General features: G+C 65.8%; 22 protein-coding genes. 3 read left to right on the top strand and 19 right to left on the bottom strand.

Annotation, left to right across the window (positions count from 1 at the left end):
* Window positions 1–61 precede the first annotated feature (61 nt).
* The 8 genes from QM615_RS09730 to QM615_RS09695 form a co-directional block, all read right to left on the bottom strand.
* A complete protein-coding gene (locus QM615_RS09730; protein WP_094640205.1) occupies window positions 62–910 on the bottom strand; it encodes a DegV family protein in 849 nt (282 codons plus the stop codon).
* Window positions 907–1,656: a diglucosylglycerate octanoyltransferase gene (gene octT / locus QM615_RS09725; RefSeq protein WP_149406219.1), complete on the bottom strand. Its 750-nt coding sequence runs from the start codon at window positions 1,654–1,656 to the stop codon at window positions 907–909. The genes QM615_RS09730 and octT overlap by 4 nt, the downstream gene beginning before the upstream one ends.
* Complete coding sequence (locus QM615_RS09720) at window positions 1,643–2,296, bottom strand: histidine phosphatase family protein (RefSeq protein ID WP_149406220.1); 654 nt, start codon at window positions 2,294–2,296, stop codon at window positions 1,643–1,645. Before QM615_RS09720 ends, octT begins: the two co-directional genes overlap by 14 nt.
* Entirely contained in the window at window positions 2,293–2,682 is a 390-nt protein-coding gene (gene rsfS, locus QM615_RS09715) for a ribosome silencing factor (protein ID WP_032394567.1), read from the bottom strand. The genes QM615_RS09720 and rsfS overlap by 4 nt, the downstream gene beginning before the upstream one ends.
* Complete coding sequence (gene nadD, locus QM615_RS09710) at window positions 2,679–3,392, bottom strand: nicotinate-nucleotide adenylyltransferase (protein ID WP_394855272.1); 714 nt, start codon at window positions 3,390–3,392, stop codon at window positions 2,679–2,681. The genes rsfS and nadD overlap by 4 nt, the downstream gene beginning before the upstream one ends.
* A gap of 107 nt (window positions 3,393–3,499) precedes the next feature.
* On the bottom strand, window positions 3,500–4,915 hold the full coding sequence (locus tag QM615_RS09705; RefSeq protein ID WP_149406222.1) for a vWA domain-containing protein: 1,416 nt from the start codon (window positions 4,913–4,915) through the stop codon (window positions 3,500–3,502).
* A gap of 1 nt (window position 4,916) precedes the next feature.
* Window positions 4,917–5,798 carry an AAA family ATPase gene (locus tag QM615_RS09700; RefSeq protein ID WP_149406223.1) on the bottom strand — a complete coding sequence of 294 codons (882 nt, stop codon included), beginning with the start codon at window positions 5,796–5,798 and terminating at the stop codon, window positions 4,917–4,919.
* 45 nt (window positions 5,799–5,843) lie between these two features.
* Complete coding sequence (locus QM615_RS09695) at window positions 5,844–7,121, bottom strand: glutamate-5-semialdehyde dehydrogenase (RefSeq protein WP_149406224.1); 1,278 nt, start codon at window positions 7,119–7,121, stop codon at window positions 5,844–5,846.
* 113 nt (window positions 7,122–7,234) lie between these two features.
* On the opposite strand from QM615_RS09695, the gene QM615_RS09690 reads away from it, so the two are divergent.
* Window positions 7,235–8,353 (top strand): NADH:flavin oxidoreductase/NADH oxidase, encoded by a 1,119-nt coding sequence (locus tag QM615_RS09690; RefSeq protein ID WP_188078662.1) that lies wholly within the window; start codon window positions 7,235–7,237, stop codon window positions 8,351–8,353.
* A 4-nt stretch (window positions 8,354–8,357) separates the two neighbouring features.
* Here the strand turns inward: QM615_RS09690 and QM615_RS09685 are convergent, their stop codons facing one another.
* The 9 genes from QM615_RS09685 to QM615_RS09645 all read right to left on the bottom strand — a co-directional run bounded on the left by QM615_RS09685 (window position 8,358) and on the right by QM615_RS09645 (window position 21,154).
* On the bottom strand, window positions 8,358–9,314 hold the full coding sequence (locus tag QM615_RS09685; protein ID WP_149406225.1) for a D-2-hydroxyacid dehydrogenase: 957 nt from the start codon (window positions 9,312–9,314) through the stop codon (window positions 8,358–8,360).
* Entirely contained in the window at window positions 9,314–10,744 is a 1,431-nt protein-coding gene (locus tag QM615_RS09680; RefSeq protein WP_231911481.1) for an MFS transporter, read from the bottom strand. The genes QM615_RS09685 and QM615_RS09680 overlap by 1 nt, the downstream gene beginning before the upstream one ends.
* Window positions 10,745–10,858: 114 nt before the next feature.
* Window positions 10,859–12,055 carry a M20 family metallopeptidase gene (locus QM615_RS09675; RefSeq protein WP_149406226.1) on the bottom strand — a complete coding sequence of 399 codons (1,197 nt, stop codon included), beginning with the start codon at window positions 12,053–12,055 and terminating at the stop codon, window positions 10,859–10,861.
* Entirely contained in the window at window positions 12,052–13,377 is a 1,326-nt protein-coding gene (locus QM615_RS09670; protein ID WP_262498383.1) for an aminotransferase-like domain-containing protein, read from the bottom strand. Before QM615_RS09670 ends, QM615_RS09675 begins: the two co-directional genes overlap by 4 nt.
* Before the next feature lie 2 nt (window positions 13,378–13,379).
* On the bottom strand, window positions 13,380–14,558 hold the full coding sequence (locus tag QM615_RS09665; RefSeq protein ID WP_188078679.1) for a M24 family metallopeptidase: 1,179 nt from the start codon (window positions 14,556–14,558) through the stop codon (window positions 13,380–13,382).
* Between the two features lie 223 nt (window positions 14,559–14,781).
* A complete protein-coding gene (locus tag QM615_RS09660; RefSeq protein ID WP_230596661.1) occupies window positions 14,782–15,495 on the bottom strand; it encodes a GntR family transcriptional regulator in 714 nt (237 codons plus the stop codon).
* Between the two features lie 15 nt (window positions 15,496–15,510).
* Window positions 15,511–16,983, bottom strand: a complete 1,473-nt coding sequence (locus QM615_RS09655) for an NAD-dependent succinate-semialdehyde dehydrogenase (protein ID WP_149406228.1) — start codon at window positions 16,981–16,983, stop codon at window positions 15,511–15,513.
* Window positions 16,980–19,835: an FAD-binding and (Fe-S)-binding domain-containing protein gene (locus tag QM615_RS09650; protein WP_149406364.1), complete on the bottom strand. Its 2,856-nt coding sequence runs from the start codon at window positions 19,833–19,835 to the stop codon at window positions 16,980–16,982. The genes QM615_RS09655 and QM615_RS09650 overlap by 4 nt, the downstream gene beginning before the upstream one ends.
* A gap of 53 nt (window positions 19,836–19,888) precedes the next feature.
* On the bottom strand, window positions 19,889–21,154 hold the full coding sequence (locus QM615_RS09645; RefSeq protein ID WP_068052448.1) for an aspartate aminotransferase family protein: 1,266 nt from the start codon (window positions 21,152–21,154) through the stop codon (window positions 19,889–19,891).
* A gap of 94 nt (window positions 21,155–21,248) precedes the next feature.
* Here QM615_RS09645 and QM615_RS09640 point away from each other — a divergent pair, with 94 nt between their 5' ends.
* On the top strand, window positions 21,249–22,121 hold the full coding sequence (locus QM615_RS09640; RefSeq protein WP_262498384.1) for a ribokinase: 873 nt from the start codon (window positions 21,249–21,251) through the stop codon (window positions 22,119–22,121).
* 83 nt (window positions 22,122–22,204) lie between these two features.
* On the opposite strand, the gene crcB (QM615_RS09635) is transcribed toward QM615_RS09640, so the two are convergent.
* Together crcB (QM615_RS09635) and crcB (QM615_RS09630) are read right to left on the bottom strand one after the other, a co-directional pair.
* Window positions 22,205–22,579 carry a fluoride efflux transporter CrcB gene (crcB, locus tag QM615_RS09635; RefSeq protein WP_149406230.1) on the bottom strand — a complete coding sequence of 125 codons (375 nt, stop codon included), beginning with the start codon at window positions 22,577–22,579 and terminating at the stop codon, window positions 22,205–22,207.
* Window positions 22,576–22,995, bottom strand: a complete 420-nt coding sequence (gene crcB, locus QM615_RS09630) for a fluoride efflux transporter CrcB (RefSeq protein ID WP_149406365.1) — start codon at window positions 22,993–22,995, stop codon at window positions 22,576–22,578. Before crcB (QM615_RS09630) ends, crcB (QM615_RS09635) begins: the two co-directional genes overlap by 4 nt.
* Before the next feature lie 107 nt (window positions 22,996–23,102).
* Here crcB (QM615_RS09630) and QM615_RS09625 point away from each other — a divergent pair, with 107 nt between their 5' ends.
* Window positions 23,103–25,220 carry a RecQ family ATP-dependent DNA helicase gene (locus QM615_RS09625; protein ID WP_149406231.1) on the top strand — a complete coding sequence of 706 codons (2,118 nt, stop codon included), beginning with the start codon at window positions 23,103–23,105 and terminating at the stop codon, window positions 25,218–25,220.
* The last annotated feature ends 64 nt before the right edge of the window (window positions 25,221–25,284 follow it).

Raw genomic sequence — 25,284 nt, 5'->3', positions numbered from 1 at the left:
AGGTCGCCGATTGCCCTGTGTACAACCCGGAGGCTGTGGATGAACCGAGGGCTGGGCCCGGTTATCGGCGTCCCGGAGCCACGACGACACCGACCGCGCCGGGGCCGACGTGAGCGCCGAGAACGGCACCGAAGGGGTAGACGTCGATGCTGGTCGAGTGCGGAATTCGGGAGGCCAGCATCGCGGCTACGTCCTCGGCTCGCTCCGGGCACTGCATGTGGTGCACCGCGAGCGCAACCCCCGATTCGTCACCGACCTCGGTCGCGGCAGCGACGGCTGCGTCGACCAGCTTGTTCAAAGCCTTGGACGAGGTGCGCGCCTTCTCCTTCAACACGAGTTTGCCGTCGCTGATGTGCAGTACCGGCTTCATGGCCAGCGCAGTGCCGAGCAACGCCGCGGCGGCACCGATTCTGCCTCCACGTCGCAGGTGGTCGAGTCGATCGACGACGATGAAGCATCGCGAGGTCGTCGACGCGGCGACGGCGTCGCGGTACACCTCGTCCAGTTCTGCTCCCCCGGCGGCCGTCGCGGCCGCAGCGAGCACCGCGAAGCCCAGTCCCATGCCGGCCGAGGCGGAATCGACGACTCGGACGGCCGAGCCCACGTGATCTGCGGCCTGGCGTGCTGCCTCCCACGTGCTCGACAGTCCCCGGGATATGTGCAGGGCCACCACACCGGCACCTCGACTGCGTTCGAGAGCCGCGGCATAGATCTCGGTCAGCTCGCCCGGGGAAGCCCCCGCTGTGGTCACGGGCTTGCCCGAGGTGGACTGCTCGGGAATGTCGTCTACGCCTTCGCGATGGTCGATTCCGTCGACCAGCACGTGCAGTGGCACCAACGCAATACCGCGTTCGGCGGCGAGTGTGGCCGGCAGACAGGACGAGGAGTCGGTGACGACGGCGACGGTCATGGCGATCCGGTCACCGATCCGGCGGCGACGGGTCGCAGCACCTCCAGCATCGCGTCGGCGACCGCGACATGTGCGTCCCATCCCCAGTGGATGCCGTCGGGGTTCGCGTTCTCGGACTCGATGTTCGGTCGGACGGCGTCGGCGAGGTCGACCATGAGGACGTTCTTGTCCACGCTCCATGCGCGCAGTGCGCGTACGGCGGGTTCGCGACCCGAGTGCACCTTGCCGTAGGCATCGCAGCGGTGCACCGACGGATAGGTACCGATGACCGGAAGTTCGGGGCGCACGTACGCCAGTGCCGCGCGGGTCTGTTCCAGATACTCGACGCTGAGCCGCGGCGGCAGCGCCACGGGCCAACCGAGATGCGACAGAACAGGTTGCACCGCTTGGTATCCCGCGCGAACCACGCGCCGCAGGGCAGGCGGTCGGACGTATCTGATCTGTTCCCGGAGCGCGGTCGGCAACGGCGACGGGAGTGAATCCATGCCGCCGATTCCGAGTACGACGGCACCGGCACGGGGAATAGCTGCCCACACCCGCGGATCCTGGGTCAGAGCCCACCACGCGTCCCGACTCGTCCAGCCGATGCGCGCGACCAACTCGACCGTCCAACCGAGTTCCGCTGCAACGAGATTGGGCCAGAGCCGCGGATCGTCGACGGGCAATCCGCCCTCGGGTCCGTAGTAGCTCAGCGAGTCCGCGAGCACGAGCAGCGCGGGCTGCGCCGCCGTGTCAGAGGACGTCACTGGCCACTCGCGCCGAGGCGTTCCACACGTCCAGTCGCCAGGACGGGTTCTCCCCGGGCCCGTGCGCACCGAGTTGCACCCAGCTGGTGTTCGCGAGGCCACCGAGCACCGGCCAGCGATCGGTCGGCAGATCGAGCAGCGCGGCGGTCAGGGCCGCGATCAGACCTCCGTGCGCGACGAGGACGAGCGGTCGCTCGTTGCCGTCGGCACCCCACTCGGGCACGCTTGCGGCGAGTTCACGAACCAGCGGCACGCTGCGTCGGGCGACGTCGATGCGGCTCTCCCCACCGGGCGGGGCGACGGTGGCGTCGGCGCGCCAGGCCGGTCGCGCACCGGGGGCGATGTCGTCGACCTCGGTGTGGGTGAGTCCCTGCCACTGACCGAGGTGGGTTTCGCGCAGACGCTCGTCCACCGAGACCGCCACCCCGGCTGCTTCTCCGAGCGCGTTCGCGGTGTCGAGAGCTCGCCGCAGGTCCGAGGAGACGATCTTGATCGGCTCACGCGTCGCGAGCTCGGCGGCGGCCGTCTTCGCCTGGCTGCGGCCGAGCTCGGACAGATCGGTGTCGAGCTGACCCTGCATGCGGTCGGTGGCGTTGTATTCCGTCTGACCGTGCCGAAGCAGGATGAGCCGTCTGATCATTGCTCCGATTCCGGAGCCGGATGCTGCCCGAGACCGGGAACCTCGATGGTCGGGCAGTCCTTCCACAACCGCTCGAGCGCGTAGAAGTTGCGCTCTTCGTTGTGCTGGACGTGCACGACGATGTCGGAGTAGTCCAGCAGTGCCCAACGGCCTTCCCTGGTGCCCTCGCGACGGACCGGCTTGTGTCCGGCCTCACGCAGCTGATCCTCGATGTTCTCCACGATCGCGTTGACCTGACGCTCGTTCGGTGCCGAGGCGATGACGAAGCAATCGGTGATGTAGAGCTGATCGGAGACGTCGAGAATCACCACGTCGCCGGCCAGTTTGTCGTCGGCTGCGAGCGCGGCGATACGCGCCATCTCGGCGGCTTCGGCTGTTGCAGTCACTTCGGTGTACTCCCACTCGTATGGCTCGGGTTCGCGGTCATTGCGCTGGTGACCGACCCTGCCGGTTGCTTCTTCTGGGGCGCTGGTTCCGACATGGTGACGGATCCGTCGAGACGCTGAGCGCCTCGTGGTCTGTAGAGATTCCTCTTCGAGATGTATTGCACGACGCCGTCCGGTACCAGGTACCAGACCGGCCGATTCTCACCGGCGCGGAGTCGACAGTCCGTCGACGATATCGCGAGTGCAGGGATTTCCATCAATGTGAGAGTGTCCGCGGGCAACGACCGAAGGTGGTTGGCGAGATGTTCGACGCCCAGCTCGAACCCGGGACGCGAGACACCGACGAACTTGGCGAGCTCGAACAACTCCTCCCAGTTCTGCCACGTGAGGATCGACTCGAGCGCATCCGCCCCGGTGATGAAGTACAGCTCGGCGTTGGGATGCTGCGTCCGCAGATCGCGCAGGGTGTCGACGGTGTAGGTCGACTTCTCCCGGTCGACGTCCACCCGACTGACCGAGAAACGCGGATTGGACGCGGTCGCGATGACCGTCATCAGGTAGCGATCCTCTGCCGGGCTGACCGTCTTGCCTTCCTTCTGCCACGGGTTTCCGGTGGGGACGAAGATGACCTCGTCCAGACGGAACTTGTTCGCCACTTCGCTGGCCGCGACGAGGTGCCCGTGGTGAATCGGGTCGAAGGTGCCGCCCATCACGCCCAAACGGCGGACGGACTGCCTACCGGTGTCGTCGCCGGGGTCGGATTCGCGCTGCACAACCGCCGATTCTACGGCCGGGGTACCGCCGGCCGTCACACGCCTCACACCGGCAGCAAACGCGAGACAACGGTGGCGAGCTGCTGAGCCGATCGGCACTCGTGCATCGCGATCACGTCGGAATACACCTTGGCAGCCGAATCACCGGAACCCCACTGCGATTTCGGTTCGGGATTGAGCCAGTACGCATGTTTGGCCACCGACACGATGTGCGCCAACGCCGGCAGCTTCGGCTCGCGGTAGTTGGTGCGGGCGTCCCCGAGAATCAGCACCGAGCTGCGACTGGTGACCGCGTGCGCGTACTTCTCGTCGAACGTCGTCAGTGCATGGCCGTAGTCCGAGTGGCCGTCGTACGTCACCAGATCGGACTCGCGAACGATGCGACTCATCGCCGCTCCGAGGTCGGAACCGGAATCGAAGAATCGCGTCACCTCGTCGGTGGAGTCGATGAACGCGAAGATGCGCACGCGCGAGAACTGCTCTCGCAGCGCATGCACCAACAGCAGCGTGAAATTACTGAATCCTGCCACCGAGCCCGAGACATCGCACAGCACAACCAGTTCGGGGCGCGCTCGCCGCGGCTTGCGCTCGACCAGGTCGATCGGAATACCGCCGGTGGACATCGACTTGCGCAGCGTCCGCCGCAGATCGATCGAGCCGTGCCTGCTTCGGCTGCGCCGCACCGCAAGTCGCGATGCCAACAACCGGGCGAGAGGGGTGACGTTGCGTCGCAGCGCCGCCATCTCCGTGTCCGAGGCCCGCAGGAAATCGACTTCCTCCGCGAGCTTGGGCACCCCGTAGCTCGCCACTCGCTCACGGCCCAGCTTTTCTGCCGACCGACGCCTCGTCTCGCTCTCGATCATCTTGCGGAGGTCTGCGATGCGTTGCGCTGCAGTGCGTTTGGCAACCTCGGACTCGTAGTCGTCGGTGGGGCGATCAGGTGCGTCGTCGCTGCGCCCGAGCAATCCGTCGAGAATCTTGCGCAGCAACGTTTCGGGCGCTACGTCGCGCAGCGCCTGATATGCCGAGAACGACGGCCCGTTCGAGGACTTGTACTGTCCGAGTTCCTCGACCATCTGCGCCGCCAGCATCTGGGTCAACTCGGCGGCCTCGGCCGAATCGTCCGAGAGCAGATCGACCAACAGCTCGCGGAGAGCATCGATGTCGACGTCGCCGGCATCGGTGCGGGGCAGGGCGGTATCGATCTGCCCCGAGTCCCTGGTACCCGATGCCACCGGAAACCACAGGTCGAACAGGGCGTCGAACACTCCGCGGTGCGTCGGACGGCGCAGCAGTGCACAGGCCAGACCCTCGCGCACGGCCTCCCGATCGAGCAGATCGAGAACCGACAGGACGCGTCCGGCATCGACCGTCTCCGACGGCCCGACCGAAATTCCACGCCGACGCAGTGCGTCGACGAAACCGACGAGGTGACCGGGAATTCCGTGTGGGGCCTGCATGTCAGTTGAGCCGGAGTTCGGCTGCCGCACGAACCTGGTCCGACTGATGCTTGAGCACCACACCGAGTGTGGAGCGAACCGCTTCGTCGTCGAGGGTATCCATACCGAGCGCCAACAGTGTGCGTCCCCAGTCGATGGTCTCGGCCACCGAGGGCAACTTCTTGAGCTGCATCGCGCGCAGTACCCGCACGGTCTTGATCATCTGTTCGGCGATCGCCTCGGGTAGGTCGGGAACCCTGCTGGCCAGAATCCGGCGCTCGAGGTCGGCGTCCGGAAAGTCGAGGTGCAGGAACAGGCACCGACGCTTGAGGGCCTCGGACAGTTCACGGGTGGCGTTGGAGGTGAGTACCACGAACGGCGTCCGCACGGCCACGATCGTGCCGAGTTCGGGAATGGTGATCGCGAAGTCGCTCAGTACCTCGAGCAGCAGTCCTTCGATCTCGACGTCGGCCTTGTCGGTCTCGTCGATGAGCAGAACCGTGGGATCGGTCCGGCGAATGGCTTGCAGAAGCGGGCGCGCAAGCAGGAACTCCTCGGAGAACACGTCCAGCTTGGTCGAGTCCCAGTCGGCTGCGGTACCGGATTGGATGCGCAGAATCTGCTTGGCGTGGTTCCACTCGTACAGCGCGCGAGCCTCGTCGACACCCTCGTAGCACTGCAGCCGCACCAGTTCGGCCCCGGTCGTCTGCGCGACGGCACGGGCCAGCTCGGTCTTGCCGACTCCCGCCGGACCTTCGATCAGCAGCGGTTTGCCGAGGCGATCGGCGAGAAACACCGAGGTGGCAGTGGCCTTGTCGGCCAGATAGCCCGTCTCGGCCAGGCGCCTCTGGACGTCGTCCACGCTGGCGAACAGCGGGGGTGTCGTCGGTAGGGCACGATCCATGTCACAGCTCCTGATGATCGGGTCTGGCCGGTACTTCGAGGGTTGTCAGTCTCGGACGTGTCCGTCGCCCCACACGGTCCACTTGGTCGAGGTCAATTCGGGCAATCCCATGGGTCCACGCGCGTGCAGCTTCTGCGTCGAGATGCCGATCTCGGCCCCGAAGCCGAACTGCTCGCCGTCGGTGAACGCCGTGGAGGCGTTGACCATCACCGCCGCCGCGTCGACCCGCTGGGTGAACTCGCGCGCGGCACCGATGTCGGCAGCGACGATCGCCTCGGTGTGGCCGGTGCCGTATCGGTCGATGTGCTCGATCGCCTCGTCGATACCGCCCACCACCTTCAGCGCGATGTCGAGTGAGAGGTACTCCTGCGACCAGTCCTCGTCGTGCGCAGGCACGAGCCCGGGCAGATCCCCGTGCACCGTGACGCTGTGCATCTGGAAGGCCTGGAGCAAGCGCGGAACCATGGTCTCGGCGATCGCGGCATCGACCAACACTGTCTCGGCGGCGTTGCAGACGCTGACTCGCCGAGTCTTGGCGTTGAGCACGATCTTCTCGGCCGTCTCCGGATCGGCAGAGGCGTGGATGTAGACATGGCAGTTTCCGACGCCGGTCTCGATGGTCGGAACCGTGGCATCGCGCACGACCGCCGCGATCAGACCGGCTCCACCACGCGGAATCACCACGTCGACCAAGCCGCGAGCCTGGATGAGGTGGGTCACCGTGGCACGATCGGCGCTTCCCAGAAGTTGCACCGCGGCCTCGGGCAGACCGTGACCGCGCAACGCTCCCTGCAGTGCCTCGACCAACGCCGCATTGGACTGCGCCGCCGACGACGAACCGCGGAGCAGCACCGCGTTGCCGGATTTGAACGCGAGGCCGAACGCGTCGACGGTGACGTTGGGCCGGGCCTCGTAGACCATCCCCACCACACCGAGGGGAACTCTCAGCTGACGAATCTCCAGCCCGTTGGGCAGCGTCGAACCGCGGACGATCTCGCCGATCGGATCCGGCAACCCGGCCACCTGACGCAGTCCCGCCGCGATGCCGTCGATGCGCGACGCGGTCAGCCGCAGCCGGTCGAGCAGACCCTCATCGGTACCGGCCGCTCGCGCGTTCTCGATGTCGACTGCGTTCGCGGCGAGTACCGACTCCGAGGCAGCGACGACGGCATCTGCCGCAGCGTGCAGCACCGCGTCCTTCTCTGCGGTCGTCAGCAGCGCGAGCGCCCGCGATGCGGAGCGCGCTCGGCGTGCTGAGGCGTGCACGTTCTCTCGCTCGTCGGCAGTGCTGGTCACCGGTTCGGCCGAGACGGAAGCTGTCATGAACTACACACTAATAGGGGCCGGGAATGAAGCTGCATCGCCGCGTCGTTGCAGCACAGCGTGAAGATCGTCGACCGAACGTCGGCGCTGCCCGAAGACCGGAGGAACCCCTCGTGAGTGTGCTGTTCGAGCCCCTGACCCTGCGCAACGTCACCTTCCCGAACCGGGTGTGGATGGCACCGATGTGCCAGTACTCGGCCGACGAGGCGGGTGACAACGTCGGCGTCGCGGGCGACTGGCACCGCACCCACCTGGTGAGCCGGGCGATCGGCGGTGCCGGTCTGATCATCACCGAAGCCGCCGCCGTGAGCCCCGAGGGGCGCATCAGCCCGTCGGACCTGGGCATCTGGAACGACACCCAGGCCGATGCATTGGCAAAAATCGTCACCGAGATCTCGTCCTTCGGAACCGTCCCGGGCATTCAGCTGGCACACGCGGGGCGCAAGGCGTCGACCGCTGCTCCCTGGGTGGGTGGCAAGTCCTTGCCGGCCGAGGACCCCCGAAGTTGGGAGACCGTCGGCCCCAGCCAGGTTGCGTTCGGTGACTACGCGAGCCCGCGGGAGGCGACGACCGAGGACATCGCGAAGATCGTCGACGACTTTCGGACCGCCGCCCAGCGTGCGCTGAGAGCAGGATTCCAGGTGGCCGAAGTGCACGGCGCGCACGGATACCTGCTGCACCAGTTCCTCTCTCCTGCCAGCAACACCCGTACCGACTCGTACGGCGGAGATTTCGCGGGCCGCACGCGTCTGCTGATCGAGGTCGTCGACGCCGTGCGTGAGGTGTGGCCGGAAGAGCTGCCGCTGTTCGTCCGGCTGTCGGCCACGGACTGGCTCGACGAGCCCGAGAACAGTGAGCATTCAGCCGAATTGGAGGCCGCGAGCTGGACGTCGGATCAGACTGTCGCGTTGTCGCAGATACTCACCGAGCACGGGGTGGATCTGGTCGACACCTCCACTGGAGGCAACGTGCACGCCAAGATCCCGGTCGGTCCCGGTTACCAGGTTCCGTTCGCCCGGCGAATCCAGAACGAGACCACGATGCCGGCCGCTGCGGTCGGCATGATCACCGAACCCAAGCAGGCCGAGGACATCGTCTCGCTGGGCGAGGCAACGGCTGTACTGCTGGCACGCGAACTGCTGCGTGATCCGTACTGGCCGCGGCGCGCAGCTCGCGAACTCGGCGTCGAGATGCTCCCGGCCGTGGCACCGCAGTACGAGCGGGCCTACTGAGGGCTCACACCACGAACCCGAGCTTCTTGTCCACCACGTTGCGCAGCGGTTCGCCTCGAAAATGCCGAAGTGCGTTGTCCACGAACAACTCTGCGAGCCGCTGCTTCCACCCCGAGGCATCACCGCTCATGTGCGGGGTGACGATGACGTTCTCGGCCGTCCACAACGGGTGGTCGGCCGAGAGCGGCTCGGTGTCGAACACATCGAGTGCGGCCCCAGCGATATGCCCGGTGGCAAGGTGTGCCAGCAGTGCATCGGTATCGAGCAACTCTCCGCGGCCTACGTTGATCACCCGGGATCCGGGCGTCATCGCGGCCAACACCGCGTCGTCGACAAGTCCCCTCGTCTGTTCGGTGAGTGGCGCGACGAGCACCAGATAGTCGGCTCGTGCTGCCACGGCACCCAAGTCGTCGCTGGCGTACACGGTTCCGAAGTCGCGATCACCCTCTCTCGCTGTTCGCCCCACGCCCGAGACCGACATCCCCACTGCAGTGAGCAGGGTGGCGATGGCCCGACCGATCGCTCCTGTTCCCACGATCATCGCGTGGGCACCGTCGATTCGTTCGGTCTCGCGGTGCTGCCAGACCTTCGATTGCTGTAGTGCGCGCGAGCGTTCGGAGTCCTTGGCGAACGCGAGGATCTGGGCCAGCACGAACTCCGCGATCGGTCGATCGAACACGCCCCGCGAATTGGTCACGGTCACATTGGAATCGACCAACTCGTCGAACATCAACGAGTCGACGCCTGCCGCGGCGATGTGTATCCATGTCAGCGAGCCGCAGCGGGGCCACGCGGATCGGACTGCGGGAGAGAAGAAGTCCCACAGCAGCAGCGTGTCGGCCCCGTCGACCGCATCACCGAGGGTGTCGGCGGTGGCGTACCGGACGTCGGCGACCTCCTCGACGGAGTCGAGACCGTCGGGAAGGTCGCCGGCGTGCAGAACGACGAGAACAGGTGCCACTACTTCTTCTTGTATCCGACGAGTTCGACGCCGGACGCGGCCACCTCGTCGTCGTTGTCACCGGGGCACTGGGTTCCGCGCAACGAGCGGCCGGCGGTTTCCGGCATCAGCAGAATCGGCACGAAGGCGATGGCAGCCGCGATCATCATGTACCAACCCGGGACCAGGTTCGATCCGGTTCGGTCGATCAGGAACGTCAGGATCAGCGGAGCCGTACCGCCGAAGAGCGCCGTCGAGACGTTGTACCCGATGGCGAACGCCCCGTAACGCACCTGAGTCGGGAACAGTGCTGGCAGGGTCGACGACACACAGGAGCACATGATCACCAGCAACACTCCGAGACCGAGCAGGCCGACGCTCTGGCCGATCAGTCCGGTGTTGATGATCAGCAGGAACAGCGGAACGCTGAACACGAAGTACCCGATGCAGGCCGCCAGCAGCAACGGCTTTCGGCCCACTCGGTCGGACAGCGCACCGATGGGGTTGATGATCGCCATCATGATGATCATGATCGCCACGAGGGTGAAGTTGGACTGAGTCGTGCTGTGCCCCAACGTGTCACTGAGATACGAGGGCAAGAACGTCAGCACCGTGTAGTAGGCGATGTTGAGCAGCAGCACGAATCCCATCAGGATCAGGATCCGCTGCCAGTACGTCATCGTGGTCTTGAGCGAGGCCATGGCCCCACCTGCGCCTTCCTCGACCGTACCGCCGTCTTCCTTGGCCTCGGCGAACACGGGAGAATCCTCGAGCCGGGTACGCAACCACAGTGCGACGATGCCGAGCGGCAGAGTCACCAGGAACGGGATTCGCCAGCCCCACGCCTCCATCGTCTCGTCGCCGAGCGCGACGTTGAGCAGGGTGCACAGGGTGGCACCGCCCACGGTTCCTGCGAGGGTGCCGAATTCGAGGAACGATCCGAAGAATCCGCGGCGCTTGTCCGGCGCGTATTCGGCCATGAACACAGCTGCGCCGCCGTATTCACCACCGGTGGAGAAGCCCTGCACCAATCGGCAGACGAGCAGCAGCAGAGGTGCGGCGATGCCGATGGTGTCGAACGTCGGCAGCACGCCGATGGTCGCCGTGGCCAACGTCATCATCGAGACGGTCAGAACCAAGACCTTCTGGCGTCCGATGCGGTCTCCGAGTGGGCCGAGCACGATGCCGCCGATGGGGCGGATGATGAACGACGCGGCCAGCACGGCGAACGTGGAGAGCAGACTCGCTCCCCCGTCCTCGGACGGGAAGAAGTTGGCGGCGATGTACACGGCCAGATAGCCGTACACCGCGTAGTCGAACCACTCGACGGCGTTACCGAGCGCGGATCCGCCGATGGCGCGATGCAGAACCTTGGTCTCGTCCGGGCTCAGAGTGTCGGTGCTCGGGGGATATCCGGTCGGCGATGCTGCCGACCCTGATTTTTCGGTCACGGTCGAAATACCTCTCGCTTTTGTGGTCAAAGTGGAGCGTCGGTGTGGTACTTCGCAGCGTTCGACATTACGACGATGCGGAACATACGGTTCGGCCCACCCCCTCGTGCAACGCTAAAGCGCTGGTAGCGCAGCAATTCTGGTGGCGATCAACGCGTACGCCCTTGCGCTGTCGGTCAATTGCTGCACGGCGACGGACTCATCCGGCCGATGTGCTTGGCTTTCGATCTCCCCCGGACCGAGCACGACGGTCTTGATACCCATCTGTTGTGCCACGAAACCACCATCGCACGATGCGGTCCAGATGTCAGTCGAACGTCCAGATCCGGTGTCGAGGACCGATTGCACTGCGGTGGTGACCAATCCGTCGCTCACGCTGGTCAGAAAACCCGGCATCTCCATCGCGATTCCGATGCGAACGTCGATGTCGCGGCCGGTCACCCCGGCCGATTCGATGCGCGATCGCAGGTCGCCGACGACACCGGCAGCGCTCTCTCCCGGTACCAGACGGCGGTCGACGGTGAGCACGCAGCGATCGGCGACCATCGAGGTGCCGGTGCCTCCGGTTATCGTCCCCACATTCCACGTGGCCGGACCCAGATCGCGGTCGGGATTGGCATCCAGCTCGGCCTGGGAGCCCTCGATGATCCCGATGATGCGCGCTGCCGCGGAAATCGCGTTGGCCCCGTTACGTGGCTGCCCAGCATGCGCGGAACGGCCACGCACCTCGATCTCCAGATTTGCCGCCCCTCGGCATCCGACGATGGTGACCAGGTCCGTCGGCTCTGCCACCACGCAGCAGCTGTACTTCCGGTGCGGAAGCGCGGCGACGAATGCTCGGATACCGAGACCGGTGTCCTCCTCGTCGACCAGACACGCCAAGGTCATCGGATACTCGTCCGCGAGACCGGCACGGTGCACTGCCGTCATCGCCGCGACCACTGCGGCCAGGCCGCCTTTCATGTCGCAGGCCCCGCGGCCGAAGATTCGGCCGTCTCGAACGACTGCGGAGAACGGATCGGTGGTCCAGCCCGTACCCGCGGGAACCACGTCCGAGTGGCCGACGAACAGGACTCCCGGCCGCTCGTCGGATCCGATGGACACGATGACGTTGGGTCGCCCCGGAGCCACCTCGACGGTCCGAACGTCGAATCCCAGTGCGCGACAGTGCTCGGCGAGCACCTTCGCAGTCTTCTCCTCGGTGTCGCCGGGGTTCTCGCCGCCGGCGTCGATCAATGCCGTAGTCAGAGAGACGATCTCGTGCTCGTCGATCGAACGGAGAAGAGCGCCCTCGGAAGTCGAAACGGTCATCGGGTGGGATCGGAGGCGAGCAGGTGCTTCGACTTGTCCACCGCTGCCGCCAGCCGTCTGATTCCCTCGTCGATGCGTTCGGGCGTGGACGAGGCGAAGCACAGCCGCAGCGAATCGTGGAATTTCCCACCCACCGACAACGCCGGCCCGGGTATGTAGGCCACACCCTCTGCCAGTGCCGTCTCGAACAGGTCCTGCGTCGAGAAGTCGACGTCGTTGCCGCGCAACGTCGCCCAGAGAAAGAACCCTCCCTCGGGGTCCGTCGTGGACATCGACTCGCCGAAGTACTTGTCGATGCTGTTCTGCATCGCGACCTTGCGGGGCAGGTACACCGAGGCCAACGATCGAAGATGCTCGTCGAGCAGGCCGCGCCGGATGTACTCGGCCACCATCCGCTGACCGGGCAGGTTGGTGCACGTGTCCATGGCCTGCTTGGCGTTGACGATCAACTGCCGTGCCTCCGGGGCGGCGTCCACCCACCCCACGCGCAGGCCTGGGGCGATCATCTTGGAGAAGGTCCGCACAGAGAAGATCAACGGGTCGTTGGGACTGAGCGTGCCGAAACTGGGAATCGGATCACCCGAGAAGCGGAGCAGGCCGTACGGATCGTCGTCGAGAATCACCGATCCCCACCGGTGCGCCAGCTCGATCAGCAGCTGTCGGCGCTCGAGCGACAGGGTGACCCCGGACGGGTTCTGGAAGTTGGGGATCACGTAGATCATCTTCGGCACTCGACCAGCACGCTCGACGAGCTCCGGCAATGCCTCGACGATGAGGCCGTCACTGTCCATCGGGGCCTCGAGAATGTCGCCTCCGTAGCTGAGCACGGTGGCGGTTCCGTTGGTGTACGTGGGACTTTCGACGATCACCAGGTCGCCCGGATCGACGAACAGCTTGCACGCGATGTCGAGCCCCTGCATTCCGCCGGAAGTGATCACCACTCGCTCCTCGGACGTGGGCTCGCCGACCGAATCGAGGTACGAGAGCAACGCGTCGAGCAAGCCGGGATCGCCCTCGGTGGCACCGTAGTCGAACGCGTCGGCAGTCAGTACGCTGCCGGCGATCTCGGTGAACGCAGCGGCCGGAACGGTCTCGGCTGCAGGAGATCCCATGGCGAATCTGACGATGTCGTGCTTCTGTGCAGCGAGGAGCGATGTCGAGGAATCGATCACCGATCCCACCAGTTTGTCGGTCCGCAGGGCCCAGGGAATGGCAGGAGTGGAGCCTGCGGAACGACTTTGGGTGGCAGGAGTGGAGCCTGCGGAACGACCCTTCGTGGCAGGAGTGGAGCCTGCGGAACGACCCTTCGTTGATGCGGTCATGCTCACTCCTTCGTCAGTAGTTCTCGGGGGTACGCGGTGAAGGTTTCGAGGCCGGTTTCGGTGACGCGAACGGCCTCGGATACCTCGTATCCGTAGTCGTCCATCCACATTCCGCCGATGATGTGGAAGGTCATGTTCTCGGCGAGCACCGTGTCGTCGTCGGTGCGTAGGCTCACGGTGCGCTCACCCCAGTCGGGTGCGTAGGCGATGCCGATCGAGTAGCCGATGCGCGACGGTTTGTGCAGTCCGTGCTTGGCCAGGCTCGTGTTCCATACCTGGGCCAGTTCGGTCGCGGTGACGCCTGCCTGCACGGTCGCGAGCACGTCGTTCAGTGCTTCTCCGGTGGACTTGGCGAGGTAATCCATACGCGGACTCGGCTTTCCGAGCACGATCGTGCGGGCCATCGGGATGTGGTAGCGCCGAAACACTCCGGCCAGTTCGACGACGGTGGTCTCGCCGCGCAGGAAGGGTTGATGCGACCAGGTCAGATGTGGGGTGTCGGCTCCGGCACCGGTGGGCAGCATCGGGACGATGGCCGGATGGTCGCCGCCGAACTCCTCGGTGCCGCGTACCTGTGCGTTCATGATGGCCGCGGCCGCGTCGCACTGCCGTTCACCGACCGAGATCGATTGGTATGCAGCCGACATCGCCGATTCGCAGACTTTCGCGGCGCCGCGCATCAGGGCGATCTCCGCGGGCGATTTGACCACGCGCACCCAGTTGATGAGCTCGTAGGAGTCGGTGAAGCGATATTCGGGCAGCGACTTCACCAGTGCCTCGAAAGCCTTGGGACTGAAGTAGTACGAGTCCATCTCCAGCCCCACCTGGCCGTGCTCGAAGTTGTTCACCAACCCCAGTTCGCGCAGTTTCGCGGCGACCCAGACGAACGGGTGCGTGTCCTTGCGCTGCACGAACGTTTCGGGATAGCCGAACGTCCGATCCTGCGGCAGCCACGACGTGCGGAACGCGCCGTTGGCGTCCATCTCGCGGGCGAAGAAGTACATCTCTCCCTCGAGGGGCACGTACAGCATCTGCGGGGTGTAGAACGAGAGCGCGTTGTATCCGAGCAGGTAGTAGAGGTTCGCGGGATCGGTGACGATGAGCGCGGTGAGGTTCTGCGCTGCCATCCGCTCGCGGACGGCAGCGAGCCGGAAGGCGTACTCCTCGTCGGTGAACGTGATCGGCGTGCTGTTCGGAACATCGGGGTACCGAGCGAGGCCGGGAGCGGCCCGTCCTGTGGTCTCGTCGGGTCCGAGTGCGGTGACGTAGGCGGCGTCGGGTGAGTCGTTCACGGGCACCCCCTTCAATGAGGTCGGTTTAGTAGATTGTTGACAATCAGGCTAGGCGCTGGCGTGAGAGGTTCGCAAGACTTCGGATGTAAATGCTGTGTTGCCGAACCGGCGACTATCCAGGAGTGGCCAGTGCCGAGTGTTCGGCCTGCTCTTCGACCATGGCACGGGTCAGGTCGTGGATGGCGGTGTCCATGTGCTCGTGCACGCCCTTTTCCAGTGCGTCCCAATCCGATCCGAGCAACAGGTCGACGATCAGCTGGTGTTCCTCCACCAACGCCTCGGGCCGGTAGTACGCGGTTTCGAGGTTGGCCATGCAGATACGTGCCTCCGCAGCGAGCGTGGCGTACATGCGCGACATTCGGCTGTTGCGCGTCGCCGCGACCAGTGCGGTGTGAAACGCCAGATCCCGTTCGGCAAGACCTCGCCAATCCGCCCGATCGATGAACGGCTGCATCTGCATCACGATGGCCGAGAGCTCGTCGGCAGCCGACACCAGGCGCGCACGATCCCCGTGCACCAGAGTCCACGCGGCGCCGACCTCGATGGCCGCCCGGGATTCGTAGATCTCGGTGACATCCTCACTGCTCAGCTCGACGACGAACACGCCGCGATTTCGGTAGCTGACGAGCAGCCCCTCCTGATTGAGGCGCTGCAGCGCCTCCCGCACCGGTCCCCGCGAGATCTCGAGTTCCGCGGCGACGTTGGCCTCGTTGATCTGCTCCCCGGGGGCGTAGGACCCGTCGATGATGCGGTCGCGAATCTGGTCGGCAATGACCATCGACGTGTTGCGTGCGTCGATGGGCGTCAATCGTCTCGAACTGGGCATGATCGAAAACCTCTCTCAGCCTCGGGGAATGGCGAAGTATTTGTACTCCAGAAACTCGTCTATTCCGACTTTTCCGCCCTCACGGCCGAGTCCGGACTGTTTGACGCCACCGAACGGCGCAGCCGGATTGGACACCAGACCCGTGTTGAGGCCGACCATTCCCACCTCGAGGCGCTCCCCCATCCGCAGAGCCCGGTCGATGTCCTGGGTGAAGACATATCCGACGAGTCCCCATTCGGTGTCGTTCGCGAGGGCGATCACCTCGTCCTCGGTGTCGAACGGGACGATTGCGGCCACCGGTCCGAAGATTTCCTGGGACATCAGATCCGACGCCGCATCGACGTCGGTGAGGACCGTCGGCGGGTAGAAGTAGCCGGGTCCGTCCGGAGCCACTCCCCCGACGATCGCACGTGCGCCACGCCGAAGTGCGTCGTCGACGAGTGTCTGCACCTTGGCGCGGCCCGCCTCGTCGATCAGCGGACCAACCTCGGTTCCGTGCGCACTACCGGCCCCCACCGACAGCGCACCCATGCGCTCGGCGAGCTTGTCCGCGAACTGCGTTGTGACACTTCGGTGTACGAAGAACCGGTTGGCGGCGGTGCACGCCTCACCCATGTTGCGCATCTTGGCGACCATGGCACCGTCCACGGCGCGTGCGAGGTCAGCGTCGTCCATGACGATGAAGGGTGCGTTGCCGCCGAGCTCCATCGAGGTGCGCATCACCGTCGACGCAGCTTGCTCGAGCAGAATCTTGCCCACCGCAGTCGATCCGGTGAAGCTGATCTTGCGGGCCGCACCGCTGCTCATCCACGAGCCCACCACGCCCGACGCGTCGGTGGTGGTCACGACGTTGACCACTCCCGCCGGAACACCCGCGTCGTGCAGAATTTCCGCCAGAGCCAATGCGGTCAGCGGCGTCTGCTCGGCCGGCTTGAACACCACGGTGCATCCCGCAGCCAACGCCGGTCCGATCTTGCGAGTTCCCATTGCCAACGGGAAGTTCCACGGAGTGACGAGAATGCACGGACCCACCGGTGCCCGGGTGACCACGATGCGGTTCTTGCCGTCTCCGGTGAGGGTGTGATCGCCCGAGATGCGCACCGCTTCCTCGGAGAACCAGCGGAAGAACTCGGCACCGTACGCCACCTCACCGCGAGCGTCGGCCAGTGGCTTTCCCATTTCCGCGGTGATGATCTCAGCGAGCTCCTCCTGCCGCGCCATGATCAATTCGTATGCTGTGCGCAGGATTTCGCTGCGTGCCCGCGGCGCAGTCGCGGCCCAGTCGGCGGCGGCATCGACCGCTGCGGCCATGGCGTTCTCGGCATCGACTATGCCGCCGTCGGCGACCCTGGCGATGACCTCGCCGCTGGCGGGATCGACGACATCGAATCGGACATCGGATGCTGCGGCAGTCCACGCGCCCCCGACGAACAGTTCGGTCGGAGCAGTGATCGTGGGACGCGTGAGGCTGGTCGAACTGGCGGTCATGGCCGCGGTCCTTTCGTCGAACGTGGATCGAGTACTTGCGCCAGGTGTACGGACGCATCGCTGGTCAGGTCACCGGTGAGTTGTCGCACCTGCATGTGGCAGGAGAATCCGTCGGTCAGAATCGGGGTGTCGGGCTCGGCGGCGCGAACCGCCGGGGCGAGGGCCTGCTCGGCCACGGCCATGCTGAGCTCGTAGTGGCGAGACTCGAAGCCGAAGTTTCCTGCGACCCCGCAGCATCCGGTGGCCTCGCGCACCGCCTCGATACCGACGGCAGCCAACGCCGTGCGCTGGGTGGCGTTTCCGAACACCGCGTATTCGTGGCAATGGGTCTGCACCGTCACCGATTCGGGAACCTCGGCCGAGGGCACCCACCCGGCGGCGGCCTGGTCGATCACCGCGCCGGCGAAACTCTGCACCCGCGCCGCGACCCGTCTCGCGGCCGCGGTGGGAACCAGCTCCGGCATGTCCTTGCGGAACGCCGCAGCGCAGCTCGGTTCGGTGACGACGATGGGTCGGTCGGTGCCGTCGTCCAGTGCAGCAACGGCTTTCGTGAGGTGCTTGCGGGCGGCCTTCAGCTGGCCCGTCGAAATCCAGGTCAGGCCACAGCACACGTCGGTCCGGCATTCGGTGCTGCGGCCGGAATCCTCGAGCACGCGCTGCGCCGCGCCCGCGACCTCGGGCCGAAAACCCTGGGTGAACGTGTCGACGACCAACACCACGTCGGCGGCGCGGCCTCCGCCGATCCGTATCTCGTCAGCAAGTTCCTTCGCCGACGCGAAGCGCGGCAACGGCCGCTCGGTGGTCAGCCCACCGAGTCGAGCCGCCAGCGCGGCGATGCGCGGAGTGAGCAGACGGTTGAGCAGCGGTGCCGTTCGCTGTGTCACCTTCAGCCAGCGAGGCAACCAGCCCAGCGAATAGTGCGAGAGCGGCCGCAGTCGTCCCGCATAGTGATGATCGAGGAACTCGGACTTGTACGTCGCCATGTCCACGCCGACCGGACAATCCGACGAACAGGCCTTGCAGGACAGGCACAGGTCGAGCGATTCGGCTACGTCCTTCGATGCCCATCCGTCGGCAACGGTCGGCGAACTGCGCACCATCTCCTGCAGCACTCGGGCCCGGCCGCGCGTCGAATCCTTCTCGTCGCCGGTCGCCCGGAAACTGGGGCACATGACGCCTCCCGACGTCGTACGACACTTGCCGACTCCGACACACGACTGAGTGGCGTGCACGAACGGATCCAGATCTGCCCGCGTTCCGATCTGGTGCAGATCGAAGGTCGTCTTCCATTCCCGCTGCGGGATGCCCTGCAGCATGAGGTTGTCCATCATCGGTTCCGGATCGGTGATCGAACCCGGGTTCAGAATCCCGCGGGGATCCCAGATGCGCTTGAACCGCGCGAAGGCGTCGAGCATACGCGGTGAGTACATCACCGGGAGCAGTTCCGACCGGGCCCTGCCGTCACCGTGCTCGCCCGACAGGCTGCCCCCGTGCTTGACCACCACCCGCGCGGCGGCGCGCAGGAAGTCGTACATCACCCGTCGCCCGGCGTCGGTGCGCTGATCGAACGTGATGCGCACGTGCATGCAGCCGGCACCGAAGTGTCCGTACATCACGCCGGTCAGATCGTGTTCGGCCAGAAGCGAGTTCAGGTCGGCGAGGTAGGCGGACAGGTTCTCGGGTGCGACGGCGGCGTCCTCCCAGCCACCCCAGGACTCGACTCCGCTGGCGAGTCGAGTCGCCAGACCTGCGCCGTCCTCACGTACTCGCCACAGCGCTGTTCGATCGGCCGGGTCGGTGACGATGCGACCTTCCTTGACGCGGCCGAGACGACCGAGCGCCTCGAGCAGACGGGCCGCTTTGTCCTCGACCTCGGCCGCATCGGCCCCGTCGAGATCGACGTAGAGCCACGCGTTTCCCGCAGGCAGACCGCGGATGGAATCCGGTCCGCGCCGGTACTCCATCGTGTGGGCGATGTTGTCGTCGATACCCTCCACAGCGGCAGGCGAGAACTCGAGAATGGCCGTCACGTCGGCGGCAGCAGCCACCACGTTCTCGTATCCGAGGCAGAGCAACAACGCCGCAGGAGGCACGGGAACGACGGCGACGGTGACCGAAACGATCACCGCGCACGTGCCCTCGCTCCCGACGAGTGCACGAGCAACGTCGAATCCGTTCTCGGGCAGTAGATGCGAGAGGTGAAATCCGGACACCTGTCGCGGTATGCGGCCCAACTCGACTCTGAAGAGCGCGAGGTTGTCGGCCGCGAGCGACTGCAACTCGCGCGAGATACGTTCGGCTGCATCGGTCGCCGCCGCATCCTCCGAATGCACTGCCTCCACACCACTACGGGTCACCCGGAGTAGGTGCCCGTCGGCGGTGACCACATCCATGGCCACCGTGTGGTCGGCTGTTCGTCCGTAGCGCACCGAGTGATTGCCGCACGCGTCGTTGCCGACTGCCCCGCCCACCGTCGCACGTGTCTTGCTGGACGGGTCGGGTGCGAAGGTGAACGTCCCCGAGGTGCGCGCCACCAGTTCACGCTGCAACTCCGAGATCACGATTCCCGGCTCCACCACCGCGGTCCGCGCGTCGGTGTCCACCGAGATCACGCGGTTCATGTGGCGGGAGAAGTCGATCACGATTCCGCGGCCGATCGCGTTGCCAGCCATGGACGTTCCGCCGCCGCGGCCGATCACTGCGACTCCCGCGGCCCCGCACAGCACCATCACGGAGGCAACCTCGTCGGCGCTACGGGGGAAGACCACAGCCGCAGGCGGAATTCGGTAGTTCGAGGCGTCGTAGGAGTACTCGGCGAGCCGTCGAGACGAATCGTCGATCTCGATACCCATCTCCAGCACTCGCTGCACGAGGGCTGGAATCGGGGACCGCACCTGAGCAGACGTCACAGCACGTTCTTCAGCGTGCGCGACAACGCGTCCAGGCCCTGCCGCATCTCGTCGTCGCTCACGATCAGCGCCGGGATGATCCGGACCACGTTGCCGAGCGCGCCGCAGGTCAGCAGCAACAACCCCTCGTCGATCGCACCCTGTTGCACGCGCAGGGCGGCCGCAGCATCGGGATTGCCTGCGCTGTCGACGAATTCGAGTGCCTGCATCAGGCCGAGTCCACGTGCATCACCGATGGCGGAGTGCTCGGACTTCAGTGCCAGCAGGCCGTCGAGCAGAACTCGGCCCTGCGCGGCAGCGTTGTCGACCAGACCTTCCTCACGCACGACGTCGAGCGTGGCGACACCCGCGGCAGCGGCGACGGCATTGCCGCCGTACGTGCCGCCCTGCGATCCGGGCCACGCCTTGCCCATCAACTCCGTCGATGCCGCGATGGCCGAGATCGGGAATCCGCTGGCCAGACCTTTCGCGGTGATGACGATGTCGGGTGTGATGGTCGAATGCTGGTGGCCCCAGAACTTTCCGGTGCGCCCGACTCCTGCTTGGACCTCGTCGACGATGAGGACGATCCCGTGGGTGTCCGCCCGTTCGCGAAGTCCCTCGAGAAACTCGGGAGGCGTGGGCAGGTAACCGCCGTCACCGAGTACCGGTTCGATGATGAACGCAGCGGTGTCTGCGGGGCTGGACATCGTCATCAGCAGGTAGTCGAGTTCCTTGAGCGCGAAGGCGACCGCGGTGTCCATGTCCCAGCCGTACCGGAAGGCGTAGGGGAACGGTGCGATGTGCACTCCGCCCATGATCGGCGAGAATCCGGAACGGAACTTGGTGCCCGCGGTGGTCAACGACGCGGCCGCAACCGTGCGTCCGTGGAACCCCCCGTGAAAGGCGATGATGTTGGGCCGTCCGGTTGCCATGCGCGCCAACCGAATCGATGCCTCGACGGCCTCGGACCCGGAGTTCGCGTAGAACACGCTGTCCAGCCCTGCGGGCAACACCTCGCCGAGCTTGTCGGTCAGCGCCAGAAGCGGCTGATGCATGACGGTCGTGTACTGCGCGTGGATTATCTTGCCCACCTGCTCGCGCGCGGCCTCGACCACGCGGGGATGGCAGTGCCCGGTACTGGTGACGCCGATACCGGTGGTGAAGTCGAGGTACTTGCGCCCGTCCGTGCCGATGATCCAGCTGCCCTTTCCGTGATCGACGACGATCGGGGTCGCCTGCTTGAGTGCCGGGCTGAGGTGGGTGCGAGTCGACGCTGTCATGCGTGCCATCGTCACTCACCGAATTCAGATTGTCAACAATCTGCAATTGGCAGTTCGGGGTCAGGGCCGACTGCCGGAGCGATACAGTTCGTCGGTGTCCGCTTCGAACCCCCGCATCGTCGTTCTCGGCAGCATCAACATGGATCTGATCACCCGGACCCCCTCCCTGCCCGACCCCGGCGAAACAGTGCTGGGCACATCGTTCACCACCTCACCGGGCGGCAAAGGCTCGAACCAGGCCATCGCCGCCGCCAAGGCCGGCGTTCCGGTGTCGTTCATCGGAGCGGTCGGAAACGACGAATTCGGTGAGACACTGCGCCGAACACTGTCCAGCGCGGGCGTGGACGACCGAGCGCTGCGTACGGCACCGGGTTCGAGCGGAATTGCCGCCATTTCCGTCGATGATCACGCCGAGAACAGCATCGTCGTCGTCCCCGGGGCGAACGAACACGTTCGGGACCTCACCGACGACGACCTCGCCGTCATCTCCGACGCCGCTATCCTGTTGTGTCAGTTGGAAATTCCGCTCGACACCGTGGTGACCGCATTCGAGTACGCCCGCTCTCGCGGCGTGGTGACGATGCTGAACCCGTCACCGGTTCAGGATTTGCCCGACGCCCTGGTGGCGGCCACCGACGTGCTCGTGGTAAACGAAGCCGAGGAAGCCCGTCTCGGAAACCGAGTGAACGAAGTGGCGCACGTGATCACCACCCTCGGTGCCAGAGGCGCTCGATACCGCGGCTCGGAATCGTTCGAGGTCGCCGCTCCGCGCGTCGACGCCGTCGACACCACCGGTGCCGGCGATGCATTTGCCGGAGCACTGGCCGCGTCCTGGTTCGACGGACCGCGAACGGCAGTCGAATGGGCCTGCGCTGCCGGGTCTTTCGCCGCGACGAGGCCTGATGCGAGTACGTCCTCGGGTACTCGCGCAGACATCGACGCACTGCGAGATGCGGCCGCAGGATGAATGCCCCCGACCTCGACGAGTTCCGACTTCTACGTCGCGCGCGAGACCGGATGGATCACGAATTCGTCCTCGTCGCGACCGTCCTACATCGACGACGCGAGCGCCAGGCCGCCTGCGCACGCGAGTACGGACGCGAGCACGGTGACTGTCACGTTGACGGCGGCATCGCGTCGACGCCCCTGCTGGAGCAACCGCACGGTCTCGACACTCGCCGTGCTGAAGGTGGTGTACCCGCCGCAGAACCCGGTACCGATGACGGCTTGAACGTCGGTGGAGCCGGCTCGGAACATCACCCATCCGGCCAGCACACCCAGCAGAAACGACCCGGACACGTTGATGCCGACCGTCGCCCAGGGAAAGCTCGTCCGCGCCGCGAGACGTGATTTCACTTCAGCGTCGACGACGAAGCGAAAGACTGCCCCCAACCCGCCGGCCGCCGCGATCCACAGCGCGATCATCGAATGACCCTGCCTGCCAACACGATTCCAGCCCAGGCTGCAAGTATTCCGAGAATCACGCTGACCACTGCGTATGCCAATGCCAGCCCGGTGAACCCACCCCGAATCCCGTCCACCGCCTCGAGGGCGAACGTGCTGTACGTGGTGAACGCGCCGCAGAGACCGGTACCGAGCAGCAACCGTAATCTGCGCCGAACTCCTGCATCGGGCCCGCCGCGAACCAGCGACTCGAGCAGAAGCCCGAGCACGAACGCACCGGCGATGTTGATGCCGAAGGTGGCCGTCGGCCACTGCGACGCCGAGTGCGGAAGCTGCTCCTCGATCACGTAGCGGACAGCCGTGCCCGCCGCACCGCCGACGAACACCACGGCCAGTGCCCAGAGGTGACGGTGCACGGGGCCCTGGTCGGCCGGCATCGAATCGGAATCGGGATCGATCACCGCTGGTCCTCTCGGGCTGCACGGTCCGACCGTTTCCGACCGGCCCGCGTTGGATGTCGGATGCTTGCTGCACGATGGAGCCTATGACAACGACCACGGAGCCCACGACCGGGAACTTGCGCGCGAGCGCCGAAGAGTTGTTGCGCGAACTCGCCGGCCCGGCTGCGGTGCTGCGGGAAGACCAGTGGACGGCCATCGAGGCCCTCGTCGTGCACCGGCGGCGGGCGTTGGTGGTGCAGCGGACCGGTTGGGGCAAGTCGGCGGTCTACTTCATCGCGGCGAAACTGCTTCGCGCACAGGGACTCGGTCCGACGGTGATCGTCTCTCCGCTGTTGGCGTTGATGCGCAACCAGGTTGCCTCCGCCGAGCGGGCGGGCGTCCGTGCTGCCACCATCAACTCCGGCAACATGACCGAGTGGGACGACATCCATCAGCAGGTCGCCTCGGGCGAGCTCGACGTGCTGCTGGTCAGTCCGGAGCGATTGAACAATCCGGATTTCCGCGATCAGGTGCTGCCGTCCCTGGCAGGCGATGCGGGCCTGGTCGTGGTCGACGAAGCACATTGCGTCTCCGACTGGGGCCACGATTTCCGGCCCGACTATCGACGTATCAGAACCCTGATCGCCGAGTTGCGCGACGGTATCCCCGTGCTCGCGACCACAGCGACGGCGAACGACCGCGTGGTGGACGACGTCGCCGCACAGCTGGGTGTCGGCGGCGGCGACACGCTGGTACTGCGCGGCGGGCTCGCACGCGACTCTCTGCGCATGGCGGTGGTGAAGATCGACAACGCCACCGAACGGGCCGCGTGGCTCGCCGATCACCTGAAAACCCTGCCGGGTTCGGGAATCATCTACACGCTGACGGTCTCGGCCGCGAAGGACCTCGCGGCGCTGCTCACCGATCAGGGCCACGTCGTAGCGTCGTACACCGGTCAGACGGATCCAACCGAGCGCGAATCGCTCGAAGGTGACCTGCTGGCCAACCGAGTCAAGGCCCTCGTCGCCACGTCCGCACTGGGCATGGGCTTCGACAAGCCCGATCTCGGCTTCGTCGTGCACATGGGGGCACCCTCGTCCCCGATCTCGTACTACCAGCAGGTCGGCCGAGCCGGTCGCGCCACCGAGCGCGCCGATGTGGTGCTGCTACCCGGTCACGAGGATCGCCAGATCTGGAGCTACTTCGCCTCCGTCGCGTTCCCCCGCGAGCATCTGGTGCGGCAGGTCATCGATGCCTTGAACACCGACAAGGCCCAGTCGACGCAGGCGCTGGAGCCTCTGGTGGAACTCAATCGCAGCAGGCTGGAGATGGTGCTGAAGGTCCTCGACGTCGACGGCGCGGTCAGACGCGTTCGTGGCGGCTGGATGGCCACCGGGGAACAGTGGACGTACGACGCGGGACGTTACGAGCGTCTCGAACAGGCCAGGGACCGCGAACAGCAGGCCATGATCGACTACCAGGGCACCGACGGCTGCCGGATGGAGTTCCTGCGCAGGCAGCTCGACGACCCGGATCTGGGCGCACCCGGTAGCGAGTCCGACAGGTGCGGACGGTGCGACAACTGCACCGGTGAGCACCTGTCGGCATCGGTGGATGCGGCCGCAGTCGACTCGGCACGGGCACGATTGGACCGGCCGGGCATCGACCTGCAGCCGAGAAAGCAGTGGCCCAGCGGCATGAAGAAGCTGGGGGTGTCGCTCTCGGGCAAGATCGCCGACCCACACGAACCCGGGCGCGTGCTGGGTCGACTCACCGACCTCGGCTGGGGCAGCCGGCTGCGTGCCCTGCTCGATGCACCCGATGCTCCGGCCACCGACGCATTGGAGAAGGCGTGCATCACCGTGCTCGCCAACTGGGACTGGAAGCAGCGACCGACTGCCGTTCTGGCTCTCGACTCCCCCACCCACCCGGTGTTGGTGCGATCGATCGCCGAGCGGTTGGCCGCCGTCGGAAAATTGGACGATCTCGGTGTCATGCAGGTCAGGGCCGGTCATCCGCCGGTCTCGGCGGCCAATTCGGCGTTCAGGGTCGCCGGGCTGGTGGACTCTTGGGACGTTCCGGACGTATCGTCCGTGACAGGGCCGATTCTGTTGATCGATCTGCTGACCGACACTGGGTGGACGTTCACCTGCGCCACGTCGGCTCTGCGATCTGCGGGTGCCGAAGCGGTACTTCCGTGCGCTCTGGCGACACCGAAGTAGCGGTCCGTCGGAAGCGGGTGGTTTGAATTCCGTCGTTACGGGTACAGCCAGCCGGGCGCCGATG

Source organism: Rhodococcus sp. IEGM 1341 (genome assembly GCF_030056895.1).
GTDB lineage: Bacteria > Actinomycetota > Actinomycetes > Mycobacteriales > Mycobacteriaceae > Rhodococcoides.
Note: the sequence above shows the minus strand (reverse complement) of the source record. Positions and strands in the feature narration are given on the sequence as shown.

Bases quoted from the DNA above. Each gene is read 5' to 3' on its own strand.
- QM615_RS09670 (WP_262498383.1), bottom strand. From the start codon at position 13,377: ATGACCGCATCAACGAAGGGTCGTTCCGCAGGCTCCACTCCTGCCACG.
- crcB (WP_149406230.1), bottom strand. From the start codon at position 22,579: ATGATCGCGCTGTGGATCGCGGCGGCCGGCGGGTTGGGGGCAGTCTTT.
- crcB (WP_149406365.1), bottom strand. From the start codon at position 22,995: ATGCCGGCCGACCAGGGCCCCGTGCACCGTCACCTCTGGGCACTGGCC.
- nadD (WP_394855272.1), bottom strand. From the start codon at position 3,392: ATGGGCGGCACCTTCGACCCGATTCACCACGGGCACCTCGTCGCGGCC.
- QM615_RS09720 (WP_149406220.1), bottom strand. From the start codon at position 2,296: ATGATCAGACGGCTCATCCTGCTTCGGCACGGTCAGACGGAATACAAC.
- QM615_RS09655 (WP_149406228.1), bottom strand. From the start codon at position 16,983: ATGACCGCCAGTTCGACCAGCCTCACGCGTCCCACGATCACTGCTCCG.
- QM615_RS09645 (WP_068052448.1), bottom strand. From the start codon at position 21,154: ATGACAGCGTCGACTCGCACCCACCTCAGCCCGGCACTCAAGCAGGCG.
- QM615_RS09625 (WP_149406231.1), top strand. From the start codon at position 23,103: ATGACAACGACCACGGAGCCCACGACCGGGAACTTGCGCGCGAGCGCC.
- QM615_RS09695 (WP_149406224.1), bottom strand. From the start codon at position 7,121: ATGACAGCTTCCGTCTCGGCCGAACCGGTGACCAGCACTGCCGACGAG.
- QM615_RS09705 (WP_149406222.1), bottom strand. From the start codon at position 4,915: ATGCAGGCCCCACACGGAATTCCCGGTCACCTCGTCGGTTTCGTCGAC.
- QM615_RS09700 (WP_149406223.1), bottom strand. From the start codon at position 5,798: ATGGATCGTGCCCTACCGACGACACCCCCGCTGTTCGCCAGCGTGGAC.
- QM615_RS09660 (WP_230596661.1), bottom strand. From the start codon at position 15,495: ATGCCCAGTTCGAGACGATTGACGCCCATCGACGCACGCAACACGTCG.
- QM615_RS09730 (WP_094640205.1), bottom strand. From the start codon at position 910: ATGACCGTCGCCGTCGTCACCGACTCCTCGTCCTGTCTGCCGGCCACA.
- QM615_RS09675 (WP_149406226.1), bottom strand. From the start codon at position 12,055: ATGACCGTTTCGACTTCCGAGGGCGCTCTTCTCCGTTCGATCGACGAG.
- QM615_RS09650 (WP_149406364.1), bottom strand. From the start codon at position 19,835: ATGGGTATCGAGATCGACGATTCGTCTCGACGGCTCGCCGAGTACTCC.